The organism is Millisia brevis NBRC 105863 (genome assembly GCF_001552615.1).
In the GTDB taxonomy this organism is placed as follows: Bacteria; Actinomycetota; Actinomycetes; order Mycobacteriales; family Mycobacteriaceae; genus Millisia; species Millisia brevis.
Genome location: NZ_BCRN01000001.1, coordinates 583,459 through 605,876, shown reverse-complemented (window position 1 = coordinate 605,876; position 22,418 = coordinate 583,459). Strand labels below are relative to the sequence as shown.

The 22,418-nt window shown below is 69.7% G+C and carries 21 protein-coding genes; 14 read left to right on the top strand and 7 right to left on the bottom strand.

Features of this window, described 5'->3' with window-relative positions; translation table 11 throughout:
* Nucleotide 1 precedes the first annotated feature (1 nt).
* Nucleotides 2-838 carry a sulfurtransferase gene (locus MB1_RS02770; RefSeq protein ID WP_066903360.1) on the bottom strand — a complete coding sequence of 279 codons (837 nt, stop codon included), beginning with the start codon at nucleotides 836-838 and terminating at the stop codon, nucleotides 2-4.
* A gap of 73 nt (nucleotides 839-911) precedes the next feature.
* On the opposite strand from MB1_RS02770, the gene MB1_RS02765 reads away from it, so the two are divergent.
* The 4 genes from MB1_RS02765 (at nucleotide 912) to MB1_RS02750 (ending at nucleotide 7,001) form a co-directional block, all read left to right on the top strand.
* Nucleotides 912-1,631, top strand: a complete 720-nt coding sequence (locus tag MB1_RS02765; protein ID WP_066903358.1) for an SDR family oxidoreductase — start codon at nucleotides 912-914, stop codon at nucleotides 1,629-1,631.
* Nucleotides 1,632-1,718: 87 nt separating this feature from the next.
* Nucleotides 1,719-3,185 (top strand): bifunctional phosphatase PAP2/diacylglycerol kinase family protein, encoded by a 1,467-nt coding sequence (locus MB1_RS02760; RefSeq protein WP_066903356.1) that lies wholly within the window; start codon nucleotides 1,719-1,721, stop codon nucleotides 3,183-3,185.
* 29 nt (nucleotides 3,186-3,214) lie between these two features.
* Nucleotides 3,215-3,613 carry a hypothetical protein gene (locus tag MB1_RS02755; protein WP_157083870.1) on the top strand — a complete coding sequence of 133 codons (399 nt, stop codon included), beginning with the start codon at nucleotides 3,215-3,217 and terminating at the stop codon, nucleotides 3,611-3,613.
* 67 nt (nucleotides 3,614-3,680) lie between these two features.
* Nucleotides 3,681-7,001, top strand: coding sequence for a hypothetical protein (locus MB1_RS02750; RefSeq protein ID WP_066903353.1), 3,321 nt, complete (start codon nucleotides 3,681-3,683; stop codon nucleotides 6,999-7,001).
* Between the two features lie 45 nt (nucleotides 7,002-7,046).
* Here MB1_RS02750 and MB1_RS02745 read toward each other — a convergent pair whose 3' ends face one another.
* The 3 genes from MB1_RS02745 to MB1_RS02735 are packed head-to-tail and all read right to left on the bottom strand — an operon-like array spanning nucleotide 7,047 to nucleotide 9,689.
* Nucleotides 7,047-8,573 carry a flavin-containing monooxygenase gene (locus MB1_RS02745; RefSeq protein WP_066903352.1) on the bottom strand — a complete coding sequence of 509 codons (1,527 nt, stop codon included), beginning with the start codon at nucleotides 8,571-8,573 and terminating at the stop codon, nucleotides 7,047-7,049.
* A 50-nt stretch (nucleotides 8,574-8,623) separates the two neighbouring features.
* Nucleotides 8,624-9,202, bottom strand: coding sequence for a hypothetical protein (locus MB1_RS02740; protein ID WP_218000164.1), 579 nt, complete (start codon nucleotides 9,200-9,202; stop codon nucleotides 8,624-8,626).
* Nucleotides 9,195-9,689 carry a hypothetical protein gene (locus tag MB1_RS02735; protein WP_066903350.1) on the bottom strand — a complete coding sequence of 165 codons (495 nt, stop codon included), beginning with the start codon at nucleotides 9,687-9,689 and terminating at the stop codon, nucleotides 9,195-9,197. Before MB1_RS02735 ends, MB1_RS02740 begins: the two co-directional genes overlap by 8 nt.
* A gap of 154 nt (nucleotides 9,690-9,843) precedes the next feature.
* Here MB1_RS02735 and MB1_RS02730 point away from each other — a divergent pair, with 154 nt between their 5' ends.
* The 5 genes from MB1_RS02730 (at nucleotide 9,844) to MB1_RS02710 (ending at nucleotide 13,746) form a co-directional block, all read left to right on the top strand.
* Nucleotides 9,844-10,821, top strand: coding sequence for an ABC transporter substrate-binding protein (locus tag MB1_RS02730; protein ID WP_084350676.1), 978 nt, complete (start codon nucleotides 9,844-9,846; stop codon nucleotides 10,819-10,821).
* 8 nt (nucleotides 10,822-10,829) lie between these two features.
* The gene (locus MB1_RS02725) at nucleotides 10,830-11,867 is read left to right on the top strand and encodes a FecCD family ABC transporter permease (protein ID WP_066903535.1); all 1,038 of its coding nucleotides are present in this window, start codon (nucleotides 10,830-10,832) and stop codon (nucleotides 11,865-11,867) included.
* Nucleotides 11,864-12,697, top strand: coding sequence for an ABC transporter ATP-binding protein (locus tag MB1_RS02720; protein WP_245649997.1), 834 nt, complete (start codon nucleotides 11,864-11,866; stop codon nucleotides 12,695-12,697). The genes MB1_RS02725 and MB1_RS02720 overlap by 4 nt, the downstream gene beginning before the upstream one ends.
* A 64-nt stretch (nucleotides 12,698-12,761) precedes the next feature.
* Nucleotides 12,762-12,983: an SDR family oxidoreductase gene (locus tag MB1_RS02715; RefSeq protein WP_084350672.1), complete on the top strand. Its 222-nt coding sequence runs from the start codon at nucleotides 12,762-12,764 to the stop codon at nucleotides 12,981-12,983.
* Between the two features lie 55 nt (nucleotides 12,984-13,038).
* Nucleotides 13,039-13,746 carry an adenosylcobinamide amidohydrolase gene (locus MB1_RS02710; RefSeq protein WP_245649995.1) on the top strand — a complete coding sequence of 236 codons (708 nt, stop codon included), beginning with the start codon at nucleotides 13,039-13,041 and terminating at the stop codon, nucleotides 13,744-13,746.
* A 12-nt stretch (nucleotides 13,747-13,758) separates the two neighbouring features.
* On the opposite strand, the gene MB1_RS02705 is transcribed toward MB1_RS02710, so the two are convergent.
* Entirely contained in the window at nucleotides 13,759-14,247 is a 489-nt protein-coding gene (locus MB1_RS02705; protein WP_157083869.1) for an SRPBCC family protein, read from the bottom strand.
* Between the two features lie 16 nt (nucleotides 14,248-14,263).
* Nucleotides 14,264-15,172, bottom strand: a complete 909-nt coding sequence (locus MB1_RS02700; protein ID WP_169801585.1) for an arylamine N-acetyltransferase family protein — start codon at nucleotides 15,170-15,172, stop codon at nucleotides 14,264-14,266.
* A gap of 274 nt (nucleotides 15,173-15,446) precedes the next feature.
* On the opposite strand from MB1_RS02700, the gene MB1_RS02695 reads away from it, so the two are divergent.
* Both MB1_RS02695 and MB1_RS02690 read left to right on the top strand, forming a co-directional pair.
* Nucleotides 15,447-16,148, top strand: coding sequence for an AfsR/SARP family transcriptional regulator (locus MB1_RS02695; RefSeq protein WP_245649994.1), 702 nt, complete (start codon nucleotides 15,447-15,449; stop codon nucleotides 16,146-16,148).
* Nucleotides 16,149-16,261: 113 nt separating this feature from the next.
* Nucleotides 16,262-17,620: a M1 aminopeptidase family protein gene (locus MB1_RS02690; protein WP_157083868.1), complete on the top strand. Its 1,359-nt coding sequence runs from the start codon at nucleotides 16,262-16,264 to the stop codon at nucleotides 17,618-17,620.
* Here MB1_RS02690 and MB1_RS02685 read toward each other — a convergent pair.
* Nucleotides 17,537-18,322, bottom strand: coding sequence for an AfsR/SARP family transcriptional regulator (locus tag MB1_RS02685; protein ID WP_066903338.1), 786 nt, complete (start codon nucleotides 18,320-18,322; stop codon nucleotides 17,537-17,539). The genes MB1_RS02690 and MB1_RS02685 overlap by 84 nt on opposite strands.
* 160 nt (nucleotides 18,323-18,482) lie before the next feature.
* Between MB1_RS02685 and MB1_RS02680 the strand changes: the two genes are divergently transcribed.
* The 3 genes from MB1_RS02680 (at nucleotide 18,483) to MB1_RS02670 (ending at nucleotide 22,410) form a co-directional block, all read left to right on the top strand.
* Complete coding sequence (locus tag MB1_RS02680) at nucleotides 18,483-18,689, top strand: hypothetical protein (RefSeq protein ID WP_066903336.1); 207 nt, start codon at nucleotides 18,483-18,485, stop codon at nucleotides 18,687-18,689.
* Between the two features lie 62 nt (nucleotides 18,690-18,751).
* A complete protein-coding gene (locus tag MB1_RS02675) occupies nucleotides 18,752-21,163 on the top strand; it encodes a hypothetical protein (protein WP_066903529.1) in 2,412 nt (803 codons plus the stop codon).
* Nucleotides 21,160-22,410 carry a hypothetical protein gene (locus MB1_RS02670; RefSeq protein ID WP_066903334.1) on the top strand — a complete coding sequence of 417 codons (1,251 nt, stop codon included), beginning with the start codon at nucleotides 21,160-21,162 and terminating at the stop codon, nucleotides 22,408-22,410. The genes MB1_RS02675 and MB1_RS02670 overlap by 4 nt, the downstream gene beginning before the upstream one ends.
* Nucleotides 22,411-22,418: the final 8 nt, after the last annotated feature.

Genomic DNA, 22,418 nt, shown 5'->3' with positions numbered 1-22,418 from the left:
CTCAGCGGGCGATCGGTCGCTGCGGGTCGGTGATCCACTCCGACCAGGAGCCGGGAAACAGCGCGACCGGGCGGCCGATCGTGTCGCCCGCGGCGGCGAGGACCGCCGCGGTGATACCTGATCCGCAGTACGCGCCCACCGGTATCTCCGATTGCGCGCCGATCTCGTCGAATACCTCGCGCAGCGCCTCCGGCGGCAGGAAGCGACCGTCGGCGTCGAGCACCCGGGTCGACGGCAGATTGCGGGCCCCCGGGACGTGCCCGGCGACCGGGTCGACCGTCTCCTCGGCTCCGGAATAGCGTTGCGGGGGACGAGCGTCCAGAAGAATGCCGGAATCACCCAGCGCGGCAACCTGTTCCGGAGTCAGGGTGGGCATCGTCCCGAACTCAGGTTCGGTGACGGCCAGGGTGAGATCCCCGGCCGACACTGCGGGCGAGTCGGATTCGAGTACGCCGCCCGCCGATGTCCAGGCGGCGAGGCCTCCGTCGAGGATGCGGACATCGGGTACCCCGACCGCGGTGAGCAGCCACCAGGCGCGAGCGGAACCGGCGGCGTTCCAGTTGTCGTAGACCACGACGGTGTCACCGGTGTTGATTCCCCACCGGCGCACCGCGTCCTGCAGATCGGCGACCGCCGGCAGTGGATGGCGGCCCCGCCCGGGCACCGAGTGGTCGGCCAATTCGGTTTCCAGGTCGACGTAGACGGCGCCGGGGATGTGCCCGGCCAGGTAGTCCTCGCGCCCGTCCGGGGCGGCGAGGGTCCAGCGCACATCGAGAACGCGGGTCGGTGACCCGGCGGCGAGCCGGTCGGCCAATGCCTCGGCCGTGATCAGCGGCATCGATGCTCCCCCTCGGGTCGGGTCCCGGTCCTGCCCGTCGGCGCGGTACCCGCCGTTACGGACGTTCTGCAGTATGCCGGCGCGTCGTAGGCTGACGGTCGTGAACAGCGAATCCGACAGGGCCCGACCGACGGCCCTGATCACCGGGGCCACCCGGGGCCTCGGCGCCGCGATCGCCCGGAGTCTGGGCACCGACCATCACGTGCTGGTCGGCGGCCGGTCGGCGCAGGACGCCGCCACGGTGGCCAAGGACCTGCCCGACGCCGCCCCCTGGGTGGTCGATGTGACCGACGCTGCCGCGGTCGCCGGCGCGCTCGCCGACATCGACCGGCTCGACGTGCTGGTGCACAACGCCGGGGTGATCGAACTGGGGCCGGTCGCGCAGACCGACGCCGCCGCCTGGCGGAAGACCTTCGAGGTCAACGTGATCGCGGTGGCCGAGCTGACCCGCCTGGCGTTGCCGGCGCTGCGACGCGCCGGTGGGCACGTGGTGATCATCAATTCGCGGGCCGGGCTCTTCGCCCACCCCAACTGGTCGTCCTATGCCGCGTCGAAGTTCGCGCTGCGCGGATTCGCCGACGCCCTGCGCGCCGAGGAACCCGACATCCGGGTGACGTCGATCTTCCCCGGTCGCATCGACACCGACATGCAGCGCGAGGTGGTGGCGTTCGAGGACCGCGACTATCGCGCCGACGAGTTCATGTCGGCCGACACCGTCGCCGGGGCGGTACGCGCCGCTGTCGATACGCCGGCGGACGCGCATCCGGTCGAGGTCGTGCTGCGACCCCGCTGAGTCGTCGATCCGGGGCCGGCGGTCGTACCGGGCCCGGGGATCACACCGCGCGCTCTGCGCATCCATCGAGGGGGAACGGAAGCCGCCATGCGGGACATCGTCAACGAAGCCGTCCACAGCATCGACGATCTCGATGCCGCGGTGTTCACCGCGGTCGCCTGCACCCGCAGCCCGTTGATGGACGCGGTGATGCCCCGGCTGACCAATGCCGCCGACCACAGCAAGCTGTGGGTGCTGATCGCCGCCGGACTGGGGGCGACCAACAGTCGGCGCGCCCGGCGGGCCGCCCTGCGCGGGGTGGTCACCGTCGCGGTGACCAGCGCGATCACCAACCAGATCGCCAAACGGCTCATCCGTCGCGAACGGCCGCCGGTCACGGTGATCCCGGCCTTTCGCAAGGCGCGCCGCGTCCCGACGTCGTCCAGCTTCCCCAGCGGCCACGCCGCCAGCGCTGCCGCCTTCGCCACCGCTGTCGGCACCGAACTGCCGGTCCCGGTCGCCCCGCTGACCACCCTCGCCGGGCTGGTCGCCTTCTCCCGGGTCGCGACCGGCGCCCATTACCCGTCCGATGTGATCGCCGGGTGGCTGCTCGGCAGCGCGATCGCGTCGTTCGGCGCCCGCATCGTGCCGCCGGCCGCGCCGCCCACCCGAGTCGCCCAGCATCACGCGCCGCTGCGCCTCGAGCCGCGTCCCACCGGGCGCGGCGTCGTCGTGGTGGTCAATCCCAACGCGAACAGCGGCACCGGCGGCGAGGTCGCCGACCGGCTGCGGGAGGCCCTTCCCGAGATCGAGGTGGTCGAGACCACCGCGGACGACGACATCGACGAGGTGATGCGGCAGGTCGCGGCGCGCGCCGAGGTGATCGGGGTCGCCGGTGGTGACGGCACGGTGGCCACCGCGGCGGCCGCGGCGATCGCCGCCGACATCCCGCTGGCGGTCTTCCCGGCCGGAACGTTCAACCACTTCGCCAAGGAAGCCGGGGTCTTCCCCCTGCACGTGGCGATCGCCGCGGTCCGCGAGGGCACCGCCGGCCGGGTGGACGCCGCCTACCTCAACGATCGGCTCTTCATCAACACCGCGAGCATCGGCCCGTACGCGGAGTTCGTCGCGATCCGCGAGCGCCTCGAACATCGCGTCGGCAAGCCGGTGGCCGCCGTACTCGCCGCCCTGCGCACCCTGCGCAGCCATTCGAATGTGCGGGTGCGCGTCGATGACACCGTCAGCACGGTCAACCTGCTCTTCCTGGGCAACGGTCGCTACCAGCCGCAGGGTTTCGCCCCCAGCTTCCGCGACCAGCTCGACGACGGGGTGGTCGACCTGCGGATGCTCGACGCGAGCGGGCCGATCGGGCGACTGGCGGTGCTCGGCGCCTTCCTGACCGGCCAGCTGGCGCGCAACAAGCGCTATCACGAACTGAGCGCGGCGGACCTGAGCGTCGAAGTGCTCAGCGGGCCGACCCGCGTCGCCCGCGACGGTGAGCTCGGCGAGTTCACCGACCGCCTCGACATCCGGGTCGACCGCCGGGCGTTGACCGTCTTCCGCCCCGCCGGCTGATGGGCGAATGGTCGAGATTCGTCCACGAGTTGGCCGGCGTGGCCGCACGATTCGACGGGCAGACTCACGTCGAGGAAGACGTGGTGATCCTCTCGTCGAGGGTCCCGTTGCGCGACGACGACGGGGTGGGCAGCATCCGGATCCATAGGGTCGACGAGGACTCCGCACGGATAGAGGCCGGGTGGTGCTTTGCGCTGCTCGTCGAGTACACGGTGGGAGAGCGCCGCGCACCCGCGCTCGAGGTGGTCGAGGCGATCTGCTCCGGCGATGCCGCCGAACATTGCCTGATCGACTCCGAAGGTACCTGGGTGGGCATCCTTGCCGAGGCCTGGACGTCCACCGGGAACCGTTGGCAGGCCGGACGTTTCAATGGCCGGGAGCGACGTATCACCCGCCGATTGCCGGCGTGGGAGCACACAGCCGGCTGATCGGCTCGGTCGATCCGCCCACGTGGCGACGCCGCGGGGATGTGCACCCCGGGTAGCGTGCACCACCATGTCCGCCATCTCCGCCCGTGCGCTGCTCGACGACGTCGATCCGCTGTCCCACGCGCAGCGGTGCCGGCATATCGTCCGGGCCGGACGGGCGCTGCCCAACCGGGAGGCGACGCAGCGGTTGCTGGACGGGCTGCACGCCGGCGGGCGGGCCGGACAGCAGGCGGCGCTGCTGATCGCCCGGACGGTGGGTGATGGCGACTATCCGCGGCGATGCCTGCTCGACGAAAGCGTCGCGGAGACGGTGCGCGCGCAGGCGTTGGGTGCGGTAGTAGACGCCGGCCGCGTCGAGCAGTGGTTGGTCGATCTGGTGCCGGATCTGCCGATGGCGGTGCGCACCCGGCTGTACACGGTGGTGCGGCAGCGTAGGGCACGGCCGCTCGCGAATGCGTTGATACCGGTGGTGCGTGCCCGTTTCGGTGATCATGAGGCCGGGAGGCTGCTTGCGGCCTGTGACGCCGAGACGTTGATGACGCACTTGGCCGAACCGGATGTGCCGGTCGTCGGCCGGCAGGCGATCGGCGGCGAGCACCCCGATGTTCTGCTCGATTGGCTCGACACCGAATTGGTTCGGCTACCGCGCGCCCGATGGTCGGTGCTGCTGGAACAGGTCGCCCCGGGCCTGTCGGCGGCGGCGGTGCATCGTCCGGGTCGGGTCCTCGCGGTGTTGCGACGGGTGGTACCGGTGACCGCGATCCCGGGATCGTTGAGGCCGCGGATGGCCCTGCTGGCCCGCCACGATCCGGAGGCGGCGCTGGGGATCTACCTCGCCCAGCGGCGACCCGGCGATGTTCCGGGCGGACGGTCGACCTGGCGGGCGCTGACCGTGCTGCCGGACGACCGGCTGGTTCGGTTGGCTGCGTGTGTTCGGCGCGAGGACGCGCCGGCGCTGGTGCGGGCGATCCCGCCGGCTCGCCGATTGCCGATCTACCGGGCGCTGGTGGCCGGCGAAACGACGCCGACCCCGTGGTCGTTGTCCCTGCTGGATCTCTTGCCGCGGTGGCACCGCGAGGCCGAGGCCCAGCGGTTGCTGGAGTTGCCCGTCGTCGCCTCCGACGAACGCCTGCAGCTCGGTGTGGTGGCGCGATTGCTGTGGCCGCAGGGCCACGATCGACTCCGGGAGTGGACCCGCCGGTCGGATGCCATCGATCGTGCGCTCGGCTACAGCGAACTGATCACCTGCGCGACGGTCAACCGCGGCCCCGAGGTGCTCGACGGGCTGCTCGGCGCGCTCGGACGCGTCCGCAACGAACAGGATCCGGTGCGCGGCGAGGTGCTCGACCGCCTCGCGTCGGTCCCGGACCGACGGTTCGACGACCGGCACGCCGCGCAGCTGCTCCGGTTGATCACCGACGCCCTCGAGTCCCGGGATCGTTCGGTCCGGACCCGATACGTCGCGGCCCGATTGGCAGTCGCGATGCTGCGCTCCGGCGCCCGGGACGGCAAACCGGATCTGCTCGCCGCGGGGCTGTCCGGGCTGGACCTGCTGGGAAACGAGTCACCAACCCTCTCGTTGTACGGGCTCGATCGCGATCTACCGCGCGGCGCCGAGCGTGAGGTATTCGCCGCCCTGCGCGAGCGAATCGGGGTCGACGCGCGGCGGGGTGAGTACCGCATCGCCCTGGCGGTGGCCGCGGGCTTGCGTCGGCGCGCCTGGCACCTGGACGACCTGCAGAAGGTATTGGGCGAGGCGTGCTCGGCGAAACCGGACCATGTGGCGCGCCAGGCGATCGACCTGTGGCTGGCACCCCCACAGACCAGGGATACCCGGGTGGAACAGCTGTATCGCGCGGACCGGTCGACGGTCGCGGTGCAGTCGGTGCTGACGGCGATCGCCTTCCGGCGCACCGATCTGGTCGGCGACATGCTGACGAAGTCCCTGTCCGGCCGGTACCAGTCGAAACGCAGCCGCCTCGTTCCGTTGGTGCCGCGGGCGGCGGTGGCGCTGTGGTCGAGGCGCCAATGGCGGGCCTACGCCGAGCGGTTGGAGCAGCTGATCGGCTCGAGTACGCCCAGCCTGCGGGAGCGGGTCGCGGCGATACGGATGCTCGGCGAGGTACCGGGCACCGTCGAATCGTTGCGCGCTCTGCTGAATTCGACCGAGGTGGCGGTGGTCGAGGCGGCGTTGGCCGCCCTCGCGCATACCGATCACCCGGCCAGGGTGCTGCCCGATCTGATGGCACGGGTGGACACCGACCATGCCCGGGTCGCCGCCTACGCCGCGGACCGCTCCGCCCGTTTCGTTCGCCCGTCGCACCTGGCCGACGCCTTGCGGCCGGCACTGGTGGGCCACAAGGTCACCGCGATCAAGGAGGCGGTGCGGCTACTGGCGCTGCATCGGGTGCCCGACGCCCCCGCGCTGATCCTCGAGGTCTGGCAGCGGCCCGGGGTGCACCGGGATGTGCGGCGCGCGATCATCGGCGCCCTCCCGAAGTTGATCGACGACGAGCGGGCCTGGCTGATTCTCGAGGACGCCGGCGCGGCAGAGCCGTCGGTATCGGAAGCGCTGCTCGACCTGTCCGCCGAACGGATTCCCGGTCGTTGGCGCGGCCGATTCGCCGGACTGATCCGCACCTACGTCGCACGCGTGGAAACACTCGACCGTGACCTCGATGCGGTGGTCGAGTGGGTGCCCTTCGACCGGACCATCGTTGCGGCATTGGTGGATCGGTTGACCAATCTGTCGACCACCTTGGGATGGCGGGAGGTGATCGACGCCCTGGTGGCATCCGGCGGGCTGCTCGAGGAGGTCGATCCGGTGCTCGACGCGGCGGCGGCACTGCTCGACCGGGTGGACACCACCGTCGACGAGAATCGGGATCTGCCTGCCCGCCAACGACTGTCGCATCTCATCTGGGCCGTCGTATGGAATGCCCGCGCCAACCCGCCCGCCGGCCACGCTTCGGCGGGCGCCCTGGCGGACCTGCTGGCCGGACAGGACGGCTGGGCCGATCGGGTGGTCGAGTTGGCGCAGGCGGCGATCCCGGACGATCCCACCACGGACCGGGCGGCAATCGATCGATTGGTGCGGGCAACCGCGGACCCGGTCTGGGCCTGGCACTCCCATATCAGCGAGATCTTCACGAGTCGACTCGAGGAAAACGCGCCGCGCGTTCCGGAGGAACCCCTGGCCGCCCTGGTGGAGGAGTTGCTCGCCGCCGCCGCGCCCGCCGGACCATTGCTGGGATTGACCTTCGCGAAGGCGGCCGCGGGCGCGAACGGTTGGGAATCGTCCTGGCAGAACGTGGTCGTACGACTACGCTCCGCGCCGGACGGCCTGGTTCGCCTCGCCGCCCGGTCGATCGCCATCCGCGACGAGTAGCCGCGCGGACCGGCCCACCCGACGCTGCGGCGAGGGTGTGCGGGATCAGCTCCGTGGTGCCGCCACCGACGGCGACTCGACCGGGTCGGCCGGCGTCACGGAACGCAACGGTTCGTAGTGCAACCCCTCGGTCAGGTCGCTGCGGTCGGCCTGCCGGACGTCGACCAGCGGATTGTGGGTCATCGTCCAGGGATAAGCGCCCGTACTGCGCGGCAGCAGGTGCCCGGAGCGGGCGATATAACCGGCCGCGAGCCCGAACATCGGCGGCGCATCCGCGGGCACCTCGCCGTCGAGGGTCGGGGTGACCGATCCGGCGCCGGTGCGGCGCATGCGCTCGACGAGCCGACAGACGAAGCGGGCGGTGGCGTCGGCGCGCAGCGTCCACGACGAGTTGATGTACCCGACGCAGATCGCCAGGTTCGGCACCCCGCTGAGCAGGGCGCCCTGGTAGATCACCGTGCGGCCCGGGTCGATCGGTACGCCGTCCACCGTCAGCCGTGCGCCGCCGAGCATCTGCAGGGTAAGCCCGGTGGCGGTGACCACCACATCCGCGGGTAGCACCCGCCCGGACGCCAGGCGGATCCCCTCCGGCACAAACGATTCGATCCGATCGGTCACCATCGCGATCCGACCCTCGCGGATGTCCTCGTACAGATCGTTGTCCGGGATGGCGCAGACCCGCTGGTCCCACGGGTTGTACGGCGGGGTGAAGTGGTCGTCGACCACCTGATTGCCGAGCAGCCGGGTGGCACGTCGTCGGATGAGTTGTTTGGTCGGAGCAGGGAAGTGGCGGGCCATCGCGTACAGGCCCCACAGGCGCACGATGTTCTTGTTGCGGATCACCCGATGCGCGGTGGCAGGCGGCAGCACCCGGCGCAGGACGTTGGCCACTGCATCCACCCGACCGACCGAGAAGATGTACGACGGGGTGCGCTGCAGGATCGTCACCGCCGCACCGGCGTTCGCCGCGCCGGGTGCCAGCGAGATCGCCGTCGCCCCACTGCCGATCACGACCACCCGCTTGCCGGCGAGGTCGAGATCCTCCGGCCAGTGCTGGGGGTGCACCAGCGTGCCGGCGAAGTCGTCGACCCCCGGGAAGTCGGGGGTATACGGCTCGGCATAGCTGTAGTAGCCGCTGCAGAAGTACACGAATCGCGCGGTGCGGGTCCGCTCGACCCGATCCGGCCCGACGACGGTGCGCACCGTCCACACCTGGTCGGCGGACGACCACGACGCGCCGAGCACCTCGGTGGAGAACTCGATGTACCGGTCGACGCCACGCTCGCGGACGGTGTCGACCAGGTAGTCGCGGATCTCGTCGCCGTCGACCAGCGATCGTTCCCCACGCCAGGGGCGGAACGGGAACGACAGGGTGAAGATGTCGGAGTCGGATCGAATGCCCGGATAGCGGAACAGATCCCACGTGCCGCCGACCCGTTCGCGCCGCTCGAGCACGGCGATCGACACATCGGGCAGCAGTTCGCGGAAGCGGCAGGCGGCGTCGATCCCGGAGATACCGGCCCCCACGATCAGCACATCCAGCACATCATTCGGTAGGGCGGCGTCGACCATCCCTCGATACTCCCGACTCGGATGATGTGGTGTCAATCACTGTGCCGGGGTCAGGTGTGGTCGGTGAGCGGCACCGGTCGGCCGGTGTCCCGGATCAGGTAGACCCAGGGGAAGGCGCGCGAACCGATCCGCCAGCCGTCCTTCTCCAGCAGTCCGGCGGGCGCGGGCCACAGATAGCGGCGGTGCTCCCACTGGGTGTCGGTGCGCACCATGCGGTGTTTGAGCATCCCGACGCCGATGGTGTGCCACCCCAGCCGACCGGCCGCCTCGAGTTCGGGCATCTCGTCGAAGGCGGTGACGGGGCCGAGCCAGCGCTCCTCGCCGGTGGCCGCCGCCGCGGGCCCACCGAAGCGCTGTTGGACCGCTTGCCTGGTCAGGCCGAGGACCTGGCCGATCGTCGCCCAGCTGTGGCCGGCCGCGCGGGCACTGTTGATCGTCTCCTGCAGCAATGCCTTGGCGTGCTGCTCGGCGGCGGCGGCGCGACCGACCAGCACCAGGTGGTCTTCGGGGGTCGGATCGGTGATCCCGCCGAGAACCGAGCGGGCGAGCGCGTCGGCGGCATCCGGGACCGCCGTGGTGTCGGAGCTCTCTACCGGCGCGTTCGCGGCAGCCATCGACCGGTCAGACATCGCCGTCCCTGCTCGGCAACCACATCTGCTCGTCCTCGATCGGCGCCGGCTGCTCACCGCCGTCGGCGGGAACCACGGCCAGCACGATGATTCCCGCCCCGACCACCGCGAGGGCGCCGAGCGCCAGCATCGCCCCGCCGAACCCGCTCATCGCGGGAACCCGCAGGTAGGCCAAGACGCTGACGACCAGGCCGACCGTGACAACCCCGAGCCCGATGCCGGCCTCGCGGCGCCGAATCTCCGACGGCTGGCGGAGCATCGCGTCCATCGGAATGATCCGACGGTGGATCGCCGGGATCGCCAACGAGATGGCGATCAGGGCGAGCACACCGGCAGCGCCCTGGATGAATCCCTTGAAGAAGCTGTCGAAGGACAACGCGGCGAGGATCAGGGTGACGCTGGAGACCAGCACGACCACGGCCGCGATCCGCAGGGACGCCCGCTCGTAGCGGACGTACCGATCGGTGACACTCGACTCCTGAGGCATGTGTCAATGAAACCTTGACACCATCATCGTGTCAATAATTTGTTGACAGCGGTTTCGCATGCTCGGAATCCCGTGTTCGAGGTCCGGCCCCCGCCCATCGGGACGTACCGTGGCTCGGGACCAGGACGCGAAAGCCTCGACCGAGGGAGGACCGATGTTCCGACACCCGCGAGGTACCGGCCGCGGACGCGGGCCGATTCGGCTGATCGTCGCCGCCGTCGTACTGATCCTGATCGCCGCCTGCGATTCGAGCGGCGCGACCGGCCCGCTGGCGCAGACGACGACGCCGACCGTCGCACCCGACCCCGGCTTCCCGGTCACCATCCGTGGGGACAACGGCTCGGTCACCATCGGCAATACCCCCGAGCGGATCGTGGTCCTCGGCCCGTCGCTCACGGAAACGGTCTTCGCGGTCGGCGCCGGACCGCAGGTCATCGCGGTCGACAGCGGCTCGAATTACCCGCAGGAAGCGCCGCGCACCGACCTGTCGGCGTATCAGCCGAACGCGGAGGCGATCAGCGCCTATCAACCCGATCTGGTGCTGGCCACCGACGACGCCAACGGCCTGGTCGACGCCCTCGACGTGCTGCGCATCCCGGTGCTGATCCTCGGGGCGCCCGAGGATCTCGAGGGCGCCTACGACCAGGTGGTGACGGTCGGCCGCATCACCGGGCACGAGGACGACGCGCAGAAGGTCTCCGACGACATGCGCGATCGCATCGACGCGGCGGTGATCTCCGCGGCGTCCACGGCGAGCGACCGCACGGTCTACCACGAACTCGACCCGTCGTTCTACAGCCTGACCAGCGACACCTTTATCGGCGACCTCTACAAGCGCTTCGGGTTGATCAACATCGCCGACGACGCGCCCGCCGTGATCGCGGACGGCGGATACCCGCAACTGTCGGCCGAGTACATCATTTCGGCCGCGCCGGACGTCATCGTCCTGGCCGACACCGTGTGCTGCGATCAGAGCCCGCAGACCGTGGCCGAACGCCCCGGGTTCGCCGATCTGCCGGCGGTGGTCAACGGCACCGTGATCGCGGCCAACGACGACATCGCGTCCCGCTGGGGTCCGCGGATAGCCGACTTCGCCGTCGAACTGTCCGATCGGCTCGGCGAACTGAACTGAACGTCGTCATCGGGCCCGTACGGCGCGCCCGTCACTACCTGGCGATCCCGGTCGCCGCTGCGATCCTGCTCGTCGCCATGCTCGCCGGAGTGGTCATCGGGGCGGTCGCGCTGCCGGTCGACGCCGTCCTCGCGACCCTCGTCGACCGGCTCGGCTGGTCGGTCGGCACCCCGCTGACCGGCACCAACGCCACATTGTTGACCGACCTGCGGGTACCGCGGGTGGTGCTCGCGGCGATGGTCGGCGGCATGCTGGCCCTCGCCGGCGCGTCCTACCAGGGCGTTTTCCGCAATCCGCTCGCCGATCCCTATCTGCTGGGGGCGGCGGCGGGGGCCGGGGTGGGCGCGACGCTGGTGATCGCGACCGATCCGTTGGGGCTCGACGGGCCGCTGCACCTGCCCGGGGCGGCATTCCTCGGCGCGCTCGCGGGGGTCGGCATGTCCTATGCCCTGGGGACGGTGGCCGCCCGGCACGGCGGGGGAGCGGCGACGTTGCTGCTGGCCGGGGTCGCGGTCTCGGCGTTCCTGACCGCGGTGCAGACCGCGATCCAGCAGGCGCGGGCGGACACCCTGCAGCAGGTGTACTCGTGGATCCTCGGTCAGCTCGGCACGGCCGGGTGGAGCGAGGTGCGGCTGGTGCTGCCGTATATGGCGGTATCGACGGTGGTCATGCTGGCGGCCGGGCGGGCACTCGACGTGCTGGCGGTCGGCGACGAGGAGGCCCGCACCCTGGGGATGCGGCCGGGAACGGTGCGCTTCGTGGTGCTCTGCGCGGCGTCCTTGGGGACGGCGGCGGCGGTGGCGGTCAGCGGTCTGATCGGCTTCGTGGGCTTGGTGATCCCGCATATCGTGCGCCGCCTGGCCGGATACTCGTATCGCCTGGTGTTGCCGGTATCGCTGCTGGCCGGCGGCGCTTTCCTGGTGTTGGCGGATCTGCTGGCCCGCACACTGCTGGCGCCGGCGGAGCTGCCGATCGGGGTGATCACCGCGTTTGTGGGGGCGCCGTTCTTCGCGGCGCTGCTGCGCTTCGGTGGGAGTTCCACGTGAGCGGCGTGGTGGCGGTCGGGGAGCCGTTGCTGCGGGTGCGCGACGTCGGGGTGCGGATCGGCCGATCGACGATTCTCGACGGGGTGAGCCTCGACGTGCCGACGGGCGGCTGGACGGCGGTGATCGGCCCCAACGGGGCGGGCAAATCGACCCTGCTGCGGGCGATCGTCGCGACCGTCGCCCACACCGGATCGATCACCGTCGACGGGCTCGACGTCGCCGCGCTGTCCGCCCGGCAGCGCGCCCGGCTGATCGGCTACGCCCCGCAGCGACCGGTCCTGCCGGACGGGATCTCGGTCGCCGACTACGTCCTGCTCGGGCGGACCGCACACAGTTCGCTGCTCACCGGCCCGAAGGTCGCCGATCGTCGGGAGGTCGAACGCGCTATCGACCTGCTCGACCTCGGCACGCTGGCCGATCGGTCGCTGCGCACCCTGTCCGGCGGCGAGAGCCAACGCGCGGTGCTCGCCCGCGTGCTCGCCCAACGGCCCCGGCTGATCGTCCTGGACGAACCGACCTCGGCGCTCGACCTCGGGCACGCCCAGACACTGCTCGAACTGGTCGACGAGCTGCGCCGCAGCGAGGGGCTCACCGTCCTGAGCACCCTGCACGACCTGGTCCTGGCCGGGCAGTACGCGCAGCGCCTGGTGCTGCTCGATCGCGGCACCGTCGCGGCGACCGGGCGGGCCGACGAGGTGCTGACCGAGGAGAACCTGCGCACGCACTACGGCGCCTCGGTCCGCGTGGTCACCGACGCGGGAGGCGTACACCTCCACCCGGTGCGGAATATCGGTCCCGGTGCGGAATACCCGCACCGACTCCACCGTTGAGCCGGATAGTTGCGTAGTCAACGATATGTGAGCCACGGAGAAGAGGGGTCACGGTTCCGCGGGCATCCGGATCAATGCCGTGGCGCCCGGCCTGGTGGAGACGCCGATGACCGAGGTGTGGAAGCAGGACTCCGACATCTGGGAGACCGTGGCGTCGACCAACGTGCTGCACCGCGCGGCGCAGCCGGAGGAGATCGCCGGAACGGTGCTCTTCCTGGCGAGCGACCTCGCATCGTTCACCACCGGTTCGGTATCCGTGGTGGACGCCGGCCAGACCGCCCACTGATTCGCCGGTGCCCCTGCTCGACCGGTGACACCGATCCTTCGGTGACACTGTTCGGGTGAACGCGCCGGATATCCCACAACTCCCCGAACTGACCACGGTTCGGGGAGTTTCCGGTAGTCGGGGTCCGGTGCTGTGGTGTCGGCTGCCCGACGCCCATCGCGCGATTTCGACCGCAGTCCTCGGCGGCGGCATCGGCGCGCCGCGGTGGTGGGCAAATGTGCAGGTCGATCGGGACTATCACCGCGACGACCCGATAGCCCACCTGCGCGAGGTGGCCGATCGTCTCGAACTGACCGGCCCGGGGGTCGGCATGCTCACCGCCGCCCGCGTCGACCGGTGGACGACCTCGAGCGACAACGGGGTGTCGACCGTCGCCACCGTCGGACTCGGGCTTCCGGTGCCCGCGGCGGCGCCCGACGAGATCGACTGGTGGCCGATGCCGGGCACGATCAACCTGCTGGTGCGCCTGCCGGTGCCACTGTCGGATGCGGCGCTGGTCAACGCGGTCGTCACCGCGACCGAGGCCAAGACCCAGGCGCTGATGGAGGCCGACGTCCCCGGAACCGGAACGTCGTCCGACGCGGTGTGCATCGTCTGCCCGGCAGGCGGGAAGGCGACGGAGGACTACGGCGGCCCGCGATCCCGTTGGGGAGCGCGCCTCGCCCGATCGGTCCACCGTGCGGTCGCGGCCGGTACCGCGGACTGGATCGACCGTCACCCGCCCGGCGACGAGCACCGCCGATGGCGGGACAGATCCGGCTGACTCCGGGAGGGCTCAGCCGACGTGCAGGCGGGTGGCCAGTCCGCGTTCCCCCGCGCCCATCACCCGGTAGTGCGCCCAGATCATCGGGCGCCGCAGCGGCACCGAAGCGAGACGAAGACCGGGATGCGCGATGTCGACATCCCAACCGATGTCCGCTAACGCACCCGAATCCACGTCGCGCATCCGCCAGTTGCCGCTGCCCACCAGGTCACCACCCACGCGCACCCGCGCCTCGTGAGGCCGCCGGGCCATCACGATCTCCATCTCGAACCGCAGGGCGAAGCCCAACGGGCTGCGGACGACCAGCCGACCGTGTCGGCCGAGCCCGTCGGGCGATCCGGCGCTGATCACGGTCGACTCGGTGCAGCCCGGCCACCATCGGGGCCAGCTCTCCACGTCCGCCATCTCCCGCCACACCCGTTCCGGCGGCGCGGGCAATCTCCAGGTCGAGATGAAGTGGAACACGTCGACTCCCGGTACGTGTGCGTACGTCTTCCTCACAGCAACGCCGAGGAGATTATGTCGATGACGCGCCGCTCACGCAGATCCACGAACGGCCCAGCGCGACCCACGCTGCCGCCACCTGCTCCTTGTCGATATCGGACAGCCCGAGGTCCACCCGCAGGGCGGTGTCGAACTCCGCTTCGGTCTCGAGGGACCGCTCCACCGTTCCGGTCGATCCCCGATGCCGCAGCACCCGGCCGGCCAATGTGACCCGACTGTCGGGTCCGACCACCGTCGCCATGAGGTGGGTGGTGAAGGCGGACTCCGGCGAGGTGGAGGTATACCAGTTCAGCGCCTCAACGTCCGCCGGCACCACCGCTCCGGTGGTGATTCCGTACTGGTTCGTCCAGGTGTCGCGCAGGTACAACTGCAGCATCCAGCGCACGTCGGGGCCGAGGTGTTCCGGAATGCCGGCGGTCTGCCGATCGACGATGCGGTAGACGCCGTCCGGTGTCTGCTGGGGCTGCGGTCCGCCGTCCAGCACCAGCGGGGCGATCGGCGAGGTGCCGCCGAAGCCGGGGTCGTAGAGGTATCGACTCCCGGCGAGGCGCACGACGGTGGCGTTGTGCGAGCGTATCGGCGCCCGGGACTGGTCGCCGAGGTACACCCGGGCGAGGACGGGTTCGGTGTCGAAACCCAGGTCGGACAGGGCCGCGCTGCTCAGGGTCGCGTGCTCGAAGCAGTAGCCGCCACGGTTCCGGTCGAGCAATTTGTCGAACACGGCGTCGCGGTCGAGGTCGACGGGGTGTCCGGTGAAGCTGGTCAGGTTCTCGAAGGGGATCGTGCGGGTATGCGCGGTCAGCAGGGCCGCGAGGGACTCGAGGTCGGCTCGCTCGGGGGCGGCCGCACCGATTCGGGCCAGGTAGCGAGCGGCGATCGAGGTCATCCGACCGCTACCGCGAATCTCGGCCGGTGAGGTCATACCCCACATATACCCCGACCCGTGTACGTCCCGCTCGTGGCCGGACAGGTTCGCGGGCGGCCGCCTCCGGGATCGGCGCTCATGCGGTAGGTGCGCCCTCCGAAATCTCACATAGCGGACTACTCGTGTTTATGTGCGGAGAACGGACGATACTGCGGATAGCCGCGAGACGTCGGGGCTTTTCGCACCTCAACCGTTTGGGGGCGGTCGCATGGGTGATTCGGCGGAGTTGGTTCTTTTCGGAGGATTCACTCTGCGCATCGAAGGTACAAAAGTGGCGCTGCCCATGCACGCTCGGCGGGTGCTGGCCTACCTGTCGTTGAGGAAGATGGTGGAGCCCGATACCGATCGGGGGGTGCTCGCCGAGCGGTTGTGGGCGGACGCGACACCGGATCGATCGCGCGCCAGCCTGCGCACCGCCATCTGGCGAATTCGTTCGGTCGGGGGCAACCTGCTGACCGGCGAGGCGGATCGCGTCGCATTGGCCGACCGGGTTCGAGTCGATGTGCACGACTTCCGCCGGCGCGCGGAACGGATCCTCGCGGCGGACCCGAACGTCGACAGCATGGCAATCGACCGCTTGGATACGGAGCGAATCGGCGCCCCGCCCCATCTGCACATTCCGGTCGATCTCCTACCGGGGTGGGACGAGGACTGGCTCATACTGGCCCGCGAACAATTGCGCCTGCTGGGCCTGCACGCTCTCGAACAGTCCGCGCACACGCTGTGCGCGTCGGGCCGGTACCCGGAAGCGATCGACACGATCCTGCGGGTGGTCGATGAGGAGCCGCTGCGGGAATCGGCACAGGCGGTCCTGATCGACGCGCATCTGCGCGCCGGTCACCCGGCGGAGGCCTATCGGCACTACGCCGCGTTCGCTCGGAAGCTCTGGGACGAACTGGGGATTCGCCCGTCCGGGGAGATCGCTCTGCTGGTCCGCGGGCTGCCCCCGGCGGCGGTCGTGTCGAGCCGCTAACTGTGATGATCCGAGAGGATTGACGCCGACGGCTACGCGGCTCACACATCCTGCTCGGCGAGATGTTTGTCGATCCGTTCGCCGATGCACCGCCGCCGACCCGATGCGGGGGCATGCTGGTCGTGCCGGTCCACATCATCGACCTGCACGCATCGGTGTGGGCCCGAGCGCGGTCGGCGCGGGTGCATGTCGACTCGACCATGATCTACCGGGTGGGCCCGACCACGGGCTCACCGTTCTTCGATCTGCGTCAGAGGATCGACCGCTGCTGGATCGACGGGGTGCCGGTGGATCCGTCGGCCGTCGCCCACGAACCGGTAGGTGGCTTCGCGGATGGGGTACGGGTTGTCCGGCGGCGGCATTCGGCCGACTCGGTCCACCACCTTCGAGTGGTCTATCGCCTGGACAAGCCGATGTCCGACCTGTCGGGGGCCTACCCGCCGAGGGTCTCCTGGACCGGTCCGCGGCTGCACTGGTCGTTCGGTATGGCGGACCTCTACGCGGGTCGCTACCTGGAGATGTGGTTCCCGTCGAATCTGCCGTTCGACCAGTTTCGGTTCACCCTGAATCTCCACATCACCGGCACTCCGGTACACCACACGGCCATCACCAACGGCCGGGCGATCGTCCGCGCCGTGAATCACTGGTCGATCCGGTTCCCCTCGTGGTTCACCACCCTTTCACCGTTGCTGGAGGTACACGCCGCCGACACCGTCGAGGTGGCCGCGGCGACGGTCCGGCTTCCGATATCGCGTCGGCCCGTGATCGTCACCGCCGCCAAGCCGGTATCGCGGCCCGAGGTCCTGACGGCAGGTATCGAGCGGATCTCGGCCGTGCTCGCCGAGCAGGAACGCCGATTCGGCACGTTCATCGGTGACGCATTCACCTGCTTCTTCCACGGAGCTGCCGGCGGGATGGAATATGCCCACGCGACCACGACGTCGATAGCCGCTCTGCCGCACGAGGTCATCCATTCCTGGTTCGCTCGCGGGGTCATGCCGGCAACCGCGGCGGACGGCTGGTGGGACGAGGCGTTCACTCGCTATCTGGAACTGGGCGAAGGACCGGAACCGCTCGACTTTCGGTCGGACCCGATCGAGCTGTGCTCGCGCCAACCCTTCCAGCGCACCACATCGCCGCTTTCGTATGTGGCGGGAAGCCGGGTCTTCCGAGGTATCGCCGCGCTGATCGGACCGGGACGGCTCATCGAGGTAATGGGCGAGTTCTTCAATGTCTACCGGGGGGCGACCGCCACGACGGCCACCCTCGAAGCCTTCCTGGTGCGCACGACCGGTGAGGGGGCGCTGGTCGATGTGTTCCATCGATTCGTCTACGGCTTCGACGGTGCCGCGCCGCCATCACACCGGCTTTCGGCCTCGTCGCCGGCCCTACCGCCGCACCCGGTAGTGCAGGTCCACAGCGGAAACGCCCTGTGGGGAAACGGCGCTCACCCGCCCGGACAATTCGGCTGACGGGCGCAGTCCGAGTTCGGACCACAGCAACTGAGCGAACCGTCCGAACTGCCTGCGTGCCTCGATGACATTGCCCTCACGCAGATGTGCCTCGATCAGCGTGGCCTGCGCGGTCTCCCGCAACGGCTCCTCAGTCACGACGATCAACATCACGTCGATCGCCTCCGGAAAGCGTCCATGACCGGCCAACCACCGCCCCGACCTCTCCAGTGCATGAAGTCGCAACTGGCGCAGCTGTTCCCGAGCAAGCAGCAGCCAGGTCTCGTCCCATCCCGGCAGCAGCTCGCCGGAACGGGCCATCAAGTGGGCACGCTCACGCGGCCGATCCTCCAGCTCGGCCAGCAACAGCTCCGCCTGCCGTCGGTAGCGATGCACGTCGATCGCCACGTCGTCGGCGACCATCACCCGGTCGCTTTCGCAGCGAATCAGATCGGGGCATTCCCGCCGGATACGCCACAACGCGGTACGCAAGCAGGCGCGGGATCGCTCACAGGACGAGTCCGGCCAGAGACGTTCGGCGAGGACGCCGCGGTCGCAATCGGCCTCGGCCGTCTTGTCCAGGCACAGATAGGCCAGCACTCGGCGCGAGTGCTTGGGCAGAACCACCATTCGCTGTCCGACACGCACTCCGAAGCCACCCAACAGGACAACCGACGGATGGTCGGCACCCGAGGAGATCGTCGAAAACTGTGCTGTGGGCATCCGAACCCCTCGCGGTTCCCGGCGTCGAACCGGATCGTCACAGCATCCGTGTCCGCCGCTGAGGCATCGTCAACGATCCGTCAATCCCGAGCGCTCGGCGGCAACACGGCGTTGACGGCCGGCTGTCAGCGTCGTTGCCGTGACCACTGATATCCATCGAATGGTCGTCGTGCGGGCGTGGCGGGACTCGCATCGGATCGTCATTCGGGTGCTCGTCGCCGACGACGGCAATGCCACGAACGGCTGGGTGTTCGCCGATATCGACGCCGCATGTCGACAGATCGCGAGCGTCCTTTCCGAACTGATCGAACCGGAACCACGCTCTGCACCATCCGATTCCGATACGACAGGTGATACGGGACGTTGACGCTGCGGTACATCACCCTCGCGAACACTGACGTCAATGCCCGTTCCGCGGAGGTGCACATCGTGACAATCGAGTCTCATGCCGGGTCTCGCGGCGACACCGAAACCTCGACGTCCCCGTTCGCGGGGCTGTCCTACCTGACGCAGTCCGTCGGCGAGGAGCGCGCGGCGGCGGACGACACCGAGGCGCCGCCGTTCGACGGCTTCCACGCCACCGAGTCGCCCTTCGGCGAGGACATCGCCGGCGAAACGGACCCGGTCGCCGCCGAATCCGCCGACTTCCTCGAGTCCATCCACGACGAGGACTTCGACGAAGCCCTGGAACAATTGCTCAACGACGGTGCTGCTCTTCTGCTTTCCGATGCACAGCAGTGGTCGGCGCCGGCTTCGGAGGCCGAGGCCCGCGAGGCGGTGGAGCAGTGGATCGCCCCGCTGGCAGCGGAATGGCAGCGAGCGGTGGACGGCCTCGGCGCCGGGCTCGAAGGCGCGGACCTGAGCGGCCTGGTCGAAAACGAACTCGACGAACTGCTCGACTCGCTGGACTCTCCGGCCGCGTTCGATTCGGAGGCCTTCGACAACTTCCTCGGCAGGCTTCTGGGAAAGGCGAAGAGCTTCGTCAAACGGAAAATCGCACAGGCGGTGACGTTTGCGAAGAACCCGATCAAGGGAGTCGTCGATGCGGCCAAGAGCGGCCTGCAGACCATCAGGAGCGGTGTCGAATCGATCGGCCGGCATCTGCTGGGTCCGCTGCTCGAGAAGCTGAAGAATGTCGGCCTGACCCTCCTGAAGGGGGTGGTCTCGAAGCTGATGGCACCGCTGTCCCGGGTTCTTCCGGCGCCGATTCGACCGGTACTTCCGCTGATACTGAAGCGCCTCGGCGTCGGTGAAGCCGCCGACGACGAATCCGACGAGGCGACCTCCGACGAGATGGGGTTGGCCGCGCAGATGGCGCACGAGTTCGACAACCGGTTGCTCTCGCTCTATCTCGCAGGCGATTCCGAAAGTCCGACCGCCGACGAAACCACCGACTCGTACGAGCCGGAGCAGGCGCAGAACCTCGAGTCCGAACTCGATGATGCCCGCGTCCGGCTCGCCACACAGCTGAGCGAGTACACCGGCTCGCAGCCGCCGGTCGCCGAGATCGAACAGTTCATCCCCGCGGTGCTGGCCATCCGGCCGCTGTTGAAGCTGGGCCTTACGGTCACCGGCGCCAGGGAGAAGCTGATCAACCTGATCGCCGGTCCTTTGGCCTCGCTGATCAAGAATATGATCGGCCCGACCGCCGCCGCGACCATCACTCGCGCGGTCGGCCGGGAGCCTTCCCGGATGATCGCCAAAGCGGCGGTCAACGTCGGCTTCTCGGCGCTGGGTCTCGAAAGCGCAGCCGGCCCGGACGGCGGAATCGCCGGTGAGGCGCTGGCCTCGGCGGTCGAGAGCACCGTGCTGCGGGTGGTCGACCAACTCGACGAGGCCGCCCTCGCCGATCCCCTACAGGTGGGCGCCGCCGTCGCACAGGCCTTCGCGGAGTCGGCCGCGGCCTATCTACCCGACCGGTTGCTACGCGCGGACCTACCGGAGCGCGAGACGGCCGAGGAGGGCGGACTATGGGTGATGATGCCGCGGTCGAGCCGACCGCGGTACCGATTCCGCAGGTACACCAGAGTATTCGTGGTTCCGGTCTCCCGGCAGACCGCCCGGGCGGTCGGGTGGTCGGACGGCGGCACCCTCGAGTCGTACCTGCTCGATCGGGGTGTCACACAGTGGCCGGTACAGGCCGAGGTGGATCTCTACGAAACCCTGCCCGGCACCCTGCCCGGCCATTTCACCCGCGACGAGACCCTGCCGGCCGACGAACACGCCGCCGCGGAGGAGTACCAACCGCTGACCAAGCGCACCGCCGGGTTACTGCTCGGTGAGCCCGCCCTGGGCCGCGGCCGGACGACCGGAGTGCGAGCGGGCGGGTTCCGGCCGGGACCCGGCCAGCGCTTCTTCCGCATCCGCTCGGCCCGGTTGCCGGCCCGTCGGGTCCGCCGACCGCGGCGATTGGTCAGCGTGCACTGGGATCCGCAGACCAACAGGATGCGCATCTTCGTCCGATTGTCCGAGCGACAGGCTCGGGCACTGCAGGCCCGCCTGCAACGCGCTGCGCCGTCGGGACAGCGCGATCTGCCCGGTGTCCTGCTCGCCCTGTGGCAGGTCGCACTGCCGCGCCTGCCGTATCGCATCGCCCGCCGCCTGGTCGGTTCGTCGACGGTGACCGATGCGACCGCGGCCGCGCGGATCGGTACCGCGATCACCGCCGCGACACGAACCGGGATCACCACCTTCCTCACTCACAGCGGTGCCCAATTTGCCGCCGCCGTCGCCGATCCCGCCGACGGTGTGACAATCACGGTCACCTTCGACGGCGTCGGCGCCGGCCCCACCCAGGTGCCCGCACCCACGGTCTCGGTGTCGCCCGGGATGCTTCGATGACCATCACCTTCGGCACCGAAGCAGCGGCCCTCGGCGGCGAGGCGCGGCATTGGCGGCGGGCCTGCGCGGCGCTGGGCGACCTCGACGTCGGGGCGTCCGCCTCGGCGTGGAAGGAATTGGAGACCTACCTCGGGCGCAGCGTGCGCGCGAGCCTGATCGGTCAGGCCAACCGGCTGACCGCGCAGGCCGATCGCCTGCTGTTCGCGCTGGTGGCCGCGCAGACCATGGCCGACCTCGCCCGAGCTCGGTCCGAACTGCTGGATCTGCGACGCCGCTATACCCGCGCCGAGGCGATGGTCGACTTCTACAGCGACGCGGTCAACACCCGAACCAATCCGCGGCTGGCCGCCGTCCTGCGCGGTCTGGACACCCTCGCCGTCTACAGCATGGACGTGGTGCTGCGACCGCTCGGCATCGACTCACCGCCGGTGCTCACCTATCTCGACAAGGGGCTGGGGGCGTCGATCCTGCGGGCGGGCGCCCGGCTATGGGATGCCTCGCTGTCACCGGCCGCCGCGATCAAGATCACGCGTTACCACCTGTGGGAGCCGACGTCGTTGATACACGAAACCGGGCACCAGGTGGCGCATATGACCGGCTGGGCGCCGGAACTGGCGGCCGCGCTGCGATCGACTCTCGAAACGCACAGCGGTCTCGCGGCGGAGGCCTGGCACAGCTGGGCAGGTGAGGTCGCCGCCGATGTCTACGCCTTCGCCCTCCTCGGATACGCGCCGGTACCCGCCCTGGCCAGCGTCGTCGACGGGCCGCCGCGCGCCGTCTTCCGCATGCCGATCGGCGATCCCCATCCGATCGCGATGGTGCGCGTGCTGTTCAACGTGGCGTTGTGCCGCTCATGGTTCGGCCCGGGCCCTTGGGATGAACTGGGAGAACGATGGTTGACACGGTATCCGGCGGATCGGGCGTCCTCGCACGCCGCCGCGGTCATCCGCGCCAGTCTTCCCCTGCTACCGGCGATCGTCGATACCTGTACACGCCTGCCGATGAATGCCTTTCACGGCGCCGCACTCGCGACGCTGGCCGACCCGCGCCGCGCGGCCCCGGCCGAATTGACCCGCCTCGCCGAACGTGCGGGGGCGTCGCTGTACACCTCGAGCTTTCTGCAACGGCAGGAACCGATGCGAATTCTGGCCCTCACGGCGCTGCGCGGGCTGGACAACAAGACGGCACCCATCGAGATGGAGACGTGGCTGCGGCGCGTCGGTGGCGATCGCTCGATCGCCGCATAGGAGTAGGG